We start from the raw sequence: 7789 nt of genomic DNA, 5'->3' as shown, positions 1-7789 counted from the left end.
ATTATATTTTTTTCTTTTTCTTATTATTCTTATTATTCTTATTTCTTTATTTTTTTTAATCTTTTTTATTTTTAATTTTTTAATTTTTTTATTTTAATTATTTTTTGCTTTTTTTCATGTTTAATTTAGTAATCTTTAAATATTTTCAATGTCAATTTATTATTAAGTATTTTTGATATATTGTCAATTATACTTTAATTATTTTGTATATTTTTTTAAGGGAGAGTATGTTTAATTAATAAAAAATATTCTTAATTAGTTTTTATTATTCTCTTTTTTAAAAAATTAAGATTTAATGAATAAGAGGTGAAAAATTTGAAATTAAAGAGAAGAATTCTAATAATTTCAATTTTAATTATTAGTCTTTGTATTTCAATTTCTGCAATAAGTGCTACAGATTTAAATAGTTCTGATAGTACTAATATTGCAATAGATAATGGACAAGATTATTCTTCTTTATCTACTAGTCAGTCAGATAATGATTTATATCTATCTGATATAGAGAATAATAGAGAAAGTGCTTCTATTAATTCATCTATTCTTACTGATAATTCTAATATTATTTATGTAGATTCTTCATCAGAATCTAGTATTGAAGATGGTTCTAAGGAAAATCCTTATAAAACTATTTCTAATGCTGTAAGTAATGCTCAAAATAATAGTGAAATTAATGTAGCTAATGGTGAGTATAAAGAAGCAAAAATTGATATTAATAAAAACTTGGCTATTATTGGTAATGAAAAAGGAAAAGTTATTATAACTGGATCTGGTACTTCTATTTTTAATGCAATAGATAATGATCCTAATTTAACTTTGAAAAATTTAGTTCTTCAAGGTATTAATTCTACATCTGGATCTTCAGCTGCAATATATTTTGGTAGTGATGGTAATTTAACTGTTAGTAATTGTACTATTTCTAATATTTCTGGAAAACGTATAATTTATGCTTATGGAGATTCTATTTTTAATTTCATTGATTCTAGTGTAATAAATTCTTATATTGTAAGTTCTACTGGTTCTGCAATTGAATGTAATGGAAATACTGCGAATATAATAAATAGTACTATTTCTAATATTTCATATGTAAACAATGATCCGTATTTATATATGCGAGCAGTGATTTATTTAAATTATAATAAAGGTAATTTAAATATTCTTGATTCTAATATTTGTAATTGTTCTGGTCCTATAATGTCTTTATTTGAAGTTAGAGGAAATTCAATTATATATAATACAAAAATATTTAATAATAATATATCTACTTCACCATCAGGTAATGGTGGTTATGGAATATTCTTTACTTCTGATAGTTTAGCTAATTTAAATATTGAGAAATGTTTAATTTATGATAATATATTATATAATAATCTCAGTTCTTTTAAAAAAGGTACTGTAGATATTAGTTATTCTGCATTTGTAAATAATATTAAAGATAATACTAAAACTAATGCTTTAATAATTAATGATTTAGGTGCTAATTCTATAACTTGTGATAATAATTGGTGGGGTACTAATGATGATCCTGAAATTGAAGGTTTAATTAATGTTAAAGCTAATAATTGGGTTGTTATGAATGTTAATTATAATCCATCAGAAGATCTTACAAGTAGTTCAAATATTGAAGTTAGTGCTGATTTTACTAAAGATAATCTTGGTAATGATTTAAGTAAATCTATTGTAGATGGAGTTAAAGTTGATTTTGCATCTGAAAATGGTAACTTTGATCCAATAAGTTCAACAACTAAAAATGCTATAGCTTACTCAATTTACAATCCAATTGTTGGTACTAATACAATTACAGTATCCTCTTCAAATGTAAAAGTAAATAAAAATTTTGAAGTTAAAGGGGCTCCTGTTGTTGGAGAAGCTATTTATGTATCTAAATCTGGAAATGATGCTAATGATGGTTCTGAATCTTCTCCAGTTTTAACTGTTGAGAAAGCTATTGAATTAGCTAGTTTTAAAAATAATAAAGTTATAATTTTAGATGGTGAATATGTATTAGCTAGTCAAACTATTAGTTCTAGTTTAACAATTATTGCTAATGATGGTGTTGTTTTATCTCCAAATGAAGATTCAATAATGTTTGTTATTGATGGTGGAAATTTAACACTTAAAAATATTAAATTTACTAATGCAAAAATAAATTCACCTAGTCGTAGAACTTATGGTACTATTATTTCATTAAAAGAAAGTTCTGGAAATATAGTTATTGATAATTGTATTTTTGAAAATAATTTTATTAATGGTGCTGGAAGTGTTATTGGTTCATATCGTAGTTTTATTAATTTAAACATAACAAATTCTAAATTTATTAATAATACTGCTACCGGTACTTTTGGTGTTATTTATATTGATGGAATAAACTATGAAGGTAATGTATCTATTGATAATTGTGTATTTGTTAATAATTCAGCTGTTAATACTGTTGGAGTTTATATAAGATCTTGTGATATTAATATGACTAATACTAACTTTATTAATAATAGTGTTACTTATCCAGGTATTGTTCAATTTTATAATTCAACAGCTAATGTAAATAATTGTAAATTTATTAATAATACTTGTAACTACGATTCAACTAGTCCTTCTTGGGTTTTATCAGTAGAAGCTCCAAGTAATAATGTTAATTGTTATTGTATTCTTAACAAAACTGTATTTGAAAATAATAATATGAATAATGATAATGATTATTTAATTCATGTTTCTGCAGCAAATACAACAATTGAAAATTCAGTTTTATTAAACAATAAAGGACATGGTAAAACTTTATATGTTAAAGGTTCTTCTACTCAAACTGAAGATTTAGATACTGGTGTTGTAACTACTAAAACTGTTTATGGTTCAATTACTGCTAATAATAATTGGTGGGGATTTAATTCTAATCCAATTAATACAACTCATATAGAAGATATTAATAATAAAATTATTATTGATAAATGGATTGTAATGTCTGTTAATGTTAATATTCCAGATACAATTAAATCTGGAGATAAAATTAATGTTGGAGTATCATTTAATAATCTTATTGATAGTTTAAATAATACCTCAAATTATGATTCTAGTGTACTTCCTTATGATTTCTTAGTTAACTTCTCTACTATTGGAGGAGTTGTTGAACCAGAAAGTATTAATACAGTTAAAGGTATTGCTAATACAGTTTTCACTGCTACTGATGGAAATGAACATAATATAATCATTTCTGCTAATAATGAAGTATTAAATATTTCTCTTGTAAAAACTCAATATTTAGGCATAGTTTATGTTTCTGTTAATGGTAATGATAATAATGAAGGTTCTGTTAATAGTCCTGTAAAAACTATTGCTAAAGCAATAGAAATTGCTTCAGCTGAAGGATCTGTTGGTAAAATTATTATTAAAGATGGAGTATTTAATGAAAAAGGTCTTACTATTGATGCTAATTTAGAGATTAGTGGTAGTAAAAATACTGTAATTAATGGTTTAAATGGTCAAATATTTGTTATTAATAATGGTCATAATGTTAAATTAAATAATTTAATTTTAGTTAATAGTACTGGTACATTTGGTTCAGCTATTAAAAATTTAAAATCTAATTTAACTATGGATAATATGATTATTGAAAATAACACAGTTAATAGTGCTATGGGTCAAACTATTTCTGTTGTATATAATTCAGGAAATATGACTATTAAAAATTCAAAAATAACTAATAATAATGGTTATGGTCTTATATATAATGGAGGAAACCTTAATATTAGTGATTCTAATATTTCAAATAATGATATTAATAGAGGATATGACTCTTCATTTGGTATTATTTATGATACTGGAAATTTAGTATATATTAATAATGTTATTTTTGAAAACAATAAAGCAAGACAAGGAGTAATTTATACAAGTTATTCTTCAAAAGACACATTATATGTATTAAATTCTAAATTTATTAAAAATGTAATGGCTGTTGGTTCTGGAGCTGGAATTAATAATAATGGTAAAACATTATATGTAAATAATTCAAGTTTCATTGAAAATAGTGGAAGTAATTATGGTGGAGCTATTCACACTAGTGGAAACGCAAATATTGTAAAATCTATCTTTATCAATAATCAAATTAGTGATAGTGTAGCTTATGATGGTTCTGCTATAGCAGTTTCTGGAGGTAATACTGATATTCATTATTGTATCTTTTTAACTAATAATACTAAAAGAGCATTATTATGGAATGATGATGAATATTCAAAAGTTAATGCTCAATATAATTGGTGGGGTACTAATGATAATCCTGTTAAAGCTGGATTAGTTAAAGCTAATTCTGGTGAAGATGATTATGGTGATGATATTGATTATCCTATGCCTGATGCATCTAACTGGATTGTATTAAATGTTACAACAAATCCTGCTACTGGATTTAAAGAAAATTCACCAGTTTCAGTAATTGCTAATTTCAATCATTACTTTGATAATTCAACAAATACTATAAAAGATTTAGATGAACGTATTCCAGATGGTATTGAAGTTAATTTCACAAGTATTACTGGTAAATTTAATCCTGAATCTAGTTTAGTTAAAAATGGTATAGCTAATTCTATTTATACACCTATTTCTGGTGATAATGATTTAACTATTCAATCAGCTAATACTAAAATTACTATTAAAATTAATGCAGAAGGCCCAACTCCAAGTATAATTGATTTATATAATTCAACTTTCTTTAATTACTTTGATAAAGATGGTAAATTATTAAGTACTGTTCCTGTAGGATCTGTTTTAAATTTCCATGGTGAATTTGCAAATCTTCCTAATATATTCTTTATTGAAATAGATAAAAAAGTAAAACTTAATGGTATAGATGCAATTATTAAAAATATGGCATTTGATCTTACTAGTAATGATATTTCAGTAAATAACTTTACAATAATATCTAATGAATTTAATTATGGAATTTTAGTTGAAAATACTAAAAATAGTATTATTTCAAACAATATTATTAATGTAAGTAGTAATAAAGATTTTACTTATGGAGTTTATGCTGAAGAATGTGAAAACCTTAAATTTATAAACAATTCTATTATTTATACTGGTGATACTAGTGGATCTTATGAAAATTATGGATTCAATGTTTTAAATTCTAATAATGTTTTAGTAGAAAATAATAATATGAGCTTTGTAATTCCATCTATTGATTTAAAATATGATTCTAATTACAATACTCAACCAAAAGATGCAGGTATTTTTATTATTAATACTACTTCAGCTACATTTAAGAATAATAACATTAAAACAAAATATAATTTAGTTAGTGGTTCATGGGATACTATTTATAGTATAGCTATTGCTGGTTGTCCTGATATTACATTTGATTCTAATAATATCTCAACTATTGGAAATAAATATGCTTATAGTATTAATATTTATGGTATAATGAATTCTGATTTCAGTACTCTTAGTTGTAGTGATTTCTTATTTAAAAATAACAACATTACAACTGTTGGAGATTATTATGCAAATGGTATTCAAATTTCAGGTCCAGGAAATGGTAATTTCACATTAAATATACTTAATGTTACTGCTAAAGATGTAAGTTATCCAATTTACTCTAGTGCATATATGGGAGCTCTTAATACAGAATATACTAACAATACAATTTATGGTTGTGCTAATTCTGTTTATGGATTTGAATTATTAGGTACTAAAGAATCTGTACTTTACAATAATATAACTCTTGATGGAAATTACACTTTAGGTATTGCTGCTAATAAAAATCCTAAAGGAATTATTATTAAAAATAATACAATTATTTTAAGAGGTAAAGGACTTTCTAAACCTACTAGTGGAGATAGTATACCTTCTCAAAACATTGGTATTATTATAATTAAAAGTTCTGCAGATATTCAAGGTAATAACATTAGTTCAACAGGTTTCTATGGAGTAAATATTTCTGATGCTTCTAACTCAAAAGTAATAGATAATTATATATTTGCAAATAATACTTATGGTGACTTTGCAGTTTATAATTTAAATGAAACTAATATAGTAAAAGATAATTTACCTACTTATATGGGTATTGTTTATGTATCTAAAGATGGTAATGATATAAATCTTGGTTCTAAAGAATTACCTGTAGCAAGTATTAAGAAAGCTATTGAAATTGCAACTGCTAAATATGGTTCTGGACATATTATTATAGGAGAAGGAGTATTTGTTGAATCTGGATTAGATGTTAACTCTCCATTAATAATTGAAGGAGCAGGTAAAGATAAAACCATTATTAATGGTAATTCATTAAATTATATTATTAAAAACTTATATACTAATTTAAGTTTATCTAATTTAGCATTAATTAATGGTAAAAATACTTTTGAATCTGCTGGTGCATTATATGCATTAGGTAATACTACATTAAATTATGTAAAAATTGCTAATAGTATTTCAACTACTGGAAATGGTGGAGCAATTTATTGTGTAGGAAATCTTAAAATTTCCAATTCTGAATTTATTAATAACACTGCATCAACTGGTGGTGCTATATTCTTTGATGATGGTAGTACTGTTCTTGAATATCCTGGTAGTTTAATTATAACTAATACTAGCTTTGAAAATAATAATGCTACTAATAGTTATAATTATGGTGGTGGAGCTATACGTATGCAAAAAGTTGATGGTGTTAAAAATATAGAAAATTGTAGTTTTATAAATAACACTGCTTCTTTAGGTGGAGCTATTTCATATGTATTATGTGATAATGAATTTATCATAAATAATTCTAAATTTATTAATAACACTGCAAGAAGTATGGATTCTACATATTATGGTGGTTCTGCAATATATGCAACTAGTGATTACTCTCAATTTAAAGGTGAATTAATCATTAATGAATCTTTATTTGAAAATAACAAAAATCTTGGTAATGGTGGAGCAATTTATATTGCTAATGTTAAATCTACTATAAATTACTCTAAATTCTTAAACAATACAGGATTAAATAATAATCAAAGTATTTATAATTATAAATACTCTTCTCATGATGCTAGCTTAGTTAATGTTGATTATAATTGGTGGGGTGTAAATAATCCTAATAAAGATGATATAATTGGTTCTAATGATAAAAATGGCCTTTCAAAAGTTGTATTAAATAATTGGATTATTGCATCAATAATAGCAAATCAAACAATTGATGTTCCTTTAAATGAAGCTATTACTGTTATTATTACTTTAAATCAATATAATGATACTGCTGGAAATGTTAAACTTTTAGATGATTCTAATTTCCCAGATGTATTACAAAATATTAATATAAGTTATAATGGTAATGGAATTGAAGTACCTGATTCAAGTATTATGTCTAATGGTTTAGCTTCAATTCAAGCTGTAATTAAAGAACCTGTTTGGTCTATTAAAGCATATCTTGATAATCAAGAATTATTTATTAATGGATCCACTAAAATTAAATCTGCAACTAGTATATCATTTGATAATGATTCTAATAGGAATATTATTGTTTCTCTTGTAGATTCTGAGGGTAATCCTATTAAGGATGCTAGTTTAAGTTATGTGCTTAATGGTGTTAGTGGTAGTTCTGTTACTGATGAAAATGGTAATATTCTTATTTCTACTTTAGCTGAGAAAAATAATTTATCTGTAAGTTATGCTGGAGATGAAAATTATCTTAATTCTAGTGCTAGTGGAATAATAATATTTAAAAAACCTGTTAGAAAAGGAACTTCTATTATTTGTAGTAATATGACTCAAACTGCTGTTGATTTCTATCATGGTGAACGTGGTGGATATTTCACTGCTATTCTTAAAG

Annotated in this window: 1 protein-coding gene; it reads left to right on the top strand. The window is 24.4% G+C overall.

Annotated elements, in window-relative coordinates:
* Positions 1–315: 315 nt before the first annotated feature.
* On the top strand, positions 316–7789 hold a 7474-nt coding region (locus BGI41_RS05415), incomplete at its 3' end, for a right-handed parallel beta-helix repeat-containing protein (RefSeq protein WP_143744793.1).

Source organism: Methanobrevibacter sp. 87.7, assembly GCF_002208625.1.
GTDB lineage: Archaea > Methanobacteriota > Methanobacteria > Methanobacteriales > Methanobacteriaceae > Methanarmilla.
The sequence above is the reverse complement of the archived record's forward strand: the minus strand, read 5'-3'. Positions and strand labels throughout refer to the sequence as shown.